Source organism: Aquitalea sp. S1-19, from assembly GCF_024343515.1.
Genome location: NZ_RJTZ01000159.1, coordinates 1 through 4,001, shown reverse-complemented (window position 1 = coordinate 4,001; position 4,001 = coordinate 1). Strand labels below are relative to the sequence as shown.

At 61.8% G+C, this 4,001-nt stretch carries 5 protein-coding genes; 1 reads left to right on the top strand and 4 read right to left on the bottom strand.

The annotated features are described in order from the left end of the window. Positions 1-278: 278 nt before the first annotated feature. Genes EGI20_RS16275 through EGI20_RS16260 form a run of 4 tightly spaced genes read right to left on the bottom strand, consistent with a single transcriptional unit; the run spans position 279 to position 3,229 of the window. Positions 279-1,991 (bottom strand): SulP family inorganic anion transporter, encoded by a 1,713-nt coding sequence (locus EGI20_RS16275; RefSeq protein WP_498632723.1) that lies wholly within the window; start codon positions 1,989-1,991, stop codon positions 279-281. A 4-nt stretch (positions 1,992-1,995) separates the two neighbouring features. Beyond that, a complete protein-coding gene (locus EGI20_RS16270) occupies positions 1,996-2,421 on the bottom strand; it encodes a DUF6691 family protein (protein ID WP_498632722.1) in 426 nt (141 codons plus the stop codon). Between the two features lie 7 nt (positions 2,422-2,428). Next, positions 2,429-2,860, bottom strand: a complete 432-nt coding sequence (locus tag EGI20_RS16265) for a YeeE/YedE family protein (protein ID WP_498632720.1) — start codon at positions 2,858-2,860, stop codon at positions 2,429-2,431. Positions 2,861-2,908: 48 nt separating this feature from the next. Continuing rightward, positions 2,909-3,229, bottom strand: coding sequence for a metalloregulator ArsR/SmtB family transcription factor (locus EGI20_RS16260; RefSeq protein WP_498632718.1), 321 nt, complete (start codon positions 3,227-3,229; stop codon positions 2,909-2,911). Between the two features lie 96 nt (positions 3,230-3,325). On the opposite strand from EGI20_RS16260, the gene EGI20_RS16255 reads away from it, so the two are divergent. Then, positions 3,326-4,001 (top strand): MBL fold metallo-hydrolase (locus tag EGI20_RS16255; RefSeq protein WP_498632716.1); only part of this gene is annotated, 676 nt, incomplete at its 3' end.

Sequence of the window (4,001 nt, the reverse complement as noted above, 5' to 3'; positions counted from 1 at the left end):
TGCACGCGGGAATGAGACTCGGGAATCGGGAATCGGGAATCGGGAATCGGGAATCGGGAATCGGGACTCGGGACTCGGGACTCGGGACTCGGGACTCGGGACTCGGGAATCGGGAATCGGGAATCGGGAATCGGGACTCGGGACTCGGGACTCGGGACTCGGGACTCGGGACTCGGGACTCGGGACTCGGGACTCGGATTTCAGTTTTCGGATAAGCCAAAATCACGTCAACACCCCGGTTCCCGATTCCCTGCTCCCCGATCCCGACTCCCTGCGCCCTAAATCTGGTAATCCCGCTGCGGCGAAAGCGACTGCCAGGCCTGGCTGGCACTGAGAAAAATCCGTCCGGCAAAGCGCGGACTCAAGGCGGCCTTATCCATCACCATGGAAACCGGGCGCTTGATATCGCTTAGCCACAGAACCACGCCGCGCGCGGCCAGGGCCTCATCCAGCCGCTCCAGCATCAGCAAGGCGGACAAGTCGATACGGTTGACACCGCTCATCACCAGCACCACGCGCTGAATGTCGGGTGCAGTCATGGCCAGCAGCGCAGCCTCGACATGACGCGCATTACCGAAATACAGGCTCTCGTCCACGCGCAAAAACGCCGTACCCGGCAAGGTTTCCACGCTGAAATGGCGCACATTGCGAAAATGCTCGCTGCCTGACAAGCGCCCGAGTTCGGCAATATGCGGCTGGCCGCTCTTGGCGATCCAGCTACCCAGCGAAATCAGCAGGCCGATCATGATGCCGCTATCCACCCCCAAGAGCAGCACGGCGGCAAAGGTGGCGATAAAAGCCAGTGCATCGGCCCGGTTGCAGGCCCAGGCACGGCGCAATAGCGAAAAATCGATCATGGCCAGCACCGAAGCCACGATGGTGGCGGACAGCACGGCCAGCGGCAGGAAAAACAGGGCCTGGGTGGCAAACAGCACAATCAGCGTCATCAACAGCGCGCTGATCAATGACGACAACTGGGTCTGGGCACCGGCATCGGCATTGACGACCGAGCGCGTCAGCCCGCCGGTGACCGGAAAACCGCCGGACAGCGCGGCGCCGATATTGCAGGCACCCAAGGCGATCAACTCGCGGTCGGGCTCTATGCTTTCGCGCCGGGGCAACGCCAGAATCTGCGCCACCGACAGGCTTTGCACCATATTGACCAGCGCGATAAAAAAGGCCGGCAAGACCAGATCCGGCAGACGCGACCACGGCAGCCAGGCCAGACCCAAAGGCGGCAGGCCGGCCGGCACCTCGCCCACCAGGCGCAAGCCGCTGGCGGCACCCCAATTGGCGGCGGCCAGCATTCCAGCCAGCAAGGCCAGCACCGGTGCGGCGCGTACCACCAGCTGGGACGCGCCCGGTGCCAGACCCACGCATCGCAGCACGGCCGCAAGCGTGCGCCGCGACCACACGAGCCACAGCAAGGCGCTGCCGCCCAGCAACAAGGCCCCCAAGTGAAAAGACAGGCGCTGCGCCCATAAATTGGCCAGCAAGGCAGGCAAGGTCGCGCCGCCGCCCTTGCTGCCCAGCAAAGGCCCCAGTTGCGACAGCACAATCATCAAGGCTGAAGCCGAGATAAAACCGGCCAGCACCGGCTGCGACAGAAAATCAGCAACCAGCCCCAGACGCAGCAAGCCCAGCGAGAGCAACATCAGGCCGGACAATAGCGCCAGCCAGACGGCGAGCACCGCATACTCGGCACCGCCTTGCGGCGCCAGCTTGCTTAAGGTCGCCGCCACCAGCAAGGAGGTGACCGCCATCGGCCCCACCGACTGTGCATGGGAACGACCGAGCAGCGCATAAATCAGCAAGGGAGCCAGACTGGCGTACAGCCCGGTTTGTGGCGGCAAGCCGGCCACCATGGCATAAGCCAGAGCCTGCGGCACCAGCAATAGCGTCACCACCACACCGGCACTGATGTCGCCGGACAGCCAGTTGCGCTGGTAGTGACAGAGCCAGGGAGGCAAAAACCGGGCGAGGAAGCTCATTGCATCAAGGCAGCAAAGGATCGAGTACGCGGTAGAGCAACATGCCGGCCAGCATCGCACCGACAAACAGCAGCCCCTGCGGAATCAGCGCGCCAGCCAGCACCAGACCCGGCCCCGGGCAGATGCCGGCCAGCCCCCAGCCCACACCGAACAACACACTGCCCAGCACCAGACGCAAAGTAATTTCGCGGCTGGTCGGCAACTGCATCTTGTCACCCAGCAGCGAGTGGCTGCGTCCCCCGGCCACACGAAACGCGAAAAAGCCCACACCGATAGCACCGGCCATCACCAAGGCAAGGCTAGGATCCCAGGCACCGGCCAGATCGAGAAAACCCAGCACCTTGGCCGGGTTGGACATGCCGGACACGATCAGGCCGATACCGAACAGCAGGCCGATGGCAAAAGCAGCAAACAGTTTGACGGGTTTCATGATGTTTTCAGCCCAAGAGGTGACGGACGACATAGACGGTGATAAAGCCGGCCGCCATAAAGCTGATCGTGGCCACCAGCGAACGCGGTGACAGGCGCGACAGCCCGCACACGCCGTGGCCACTGGTGCAGCCCGAGGCAAAACGGGTACCGATGCCGACCAGCAGTCCGGCCAGCAGCAAGGTTGGTGTCGATGCTTCGATGACCGGCACCGGCAGCGCGCCGGCAAACAGCGCATAAGCCAGCGGCGCGGCCATGATCCCCAGCACGAAGGCCAGACGCAAAGGCCAGTCGGCGGCGCGCTCCAGCACGCCACCCAGCATGCCGCTGATACCGGCAATCCGCCCCAGCAGCAGGACAAAAGCACTGGCCGCCAGCCCTATCAACACACCACCGCCCAGCGCAGCTGCCGGCGTGAATACATCCCAGGCAATACTCATGATGATTTCCCCTTGTTAACGGCAAGCATGAATTCTTATTGCTTTATTTCATGCACTTGCATCTGCGGCCATCTCTTGCGGGCAGAAAATATCATGCAGCGACGACAAAATCGCCATGGCCTCCTGGCTGGCCACACTGTAATAAATCCACTTGCCTTCGCGCCGCGTCGATACCAAGCCCTCATTGCGCAACACGCCCAGTTGCTGTGACAAGGTTGGCTGGCGGATGCCGGTCAAGCGCTCCAGTTCGGAAACCGACTTCTCGCCATCGACCAGCTGGCACAGCAACAGCAGCCTGTCTTCATTGGCCAGGCTCTTCAGCAAGCCGGCAGCGCGGGACGCATTTTCCCGCAGCAAATTCATATCCATGATCTTACCTCTGACACAGAGTCTTTATTATATTTACAAATATATTGTTTTTCAATATAGTTTAACTATCACCAGCAGAAATGGGAGCGCCGCCAGATGAAAACCCCTGTACAAGCCTTCTTCGATCCTGCGACCTGGACCATCAGCTATGTGGTTTACGATCAGGCAGGCGGACACGCAGCCATCATCGACCCGGTGCTCGACTACGATCCCAAATCGGGCCGCACCCGCACCACCTCGGCCCAGCAGCTGGTCGACTTTATCCGGGAACAAAAACTGACAGTAGACTGGATACTGGAAACCCATGCCCATGCCGACCATCTGTCCGCCGCCGCCTGGCTCAAACAACAATTAGGCGGCAAGACCGCCATCGGCGACCAGATAGGCAAGGTACAGGCCAGCTTCAGCCGGATCTTCAATCTGGAGCCCGGCTTTGCCTGTGACGGAAGCCAGTTCGACCATCTATTTAGCGCCGGCGAGGCGTTTAGCATCGGCACCTTAACGGCGCGGGCGCTGTATGTGCCGGGCCATACCCCGGCCGATATGGCCTATCACATCGGGGATGCCGTCTTTGTCGGCGACACGCTGTTCATGCCGGACGTGGGCAGCGCCCGCTGCGACTTTCCCGGTGGCGACGCGGCAGCACTCTATCACTCGGCGCAGCACTTATTAAGCCTGCCGGACGACACCCGCCTCTTTATGTGTCACGACTACCCGCCCGAGGGGCGCGCGGCACAATGGGAAAGTACGGTGGGCGAGCAGCGGGCACGCA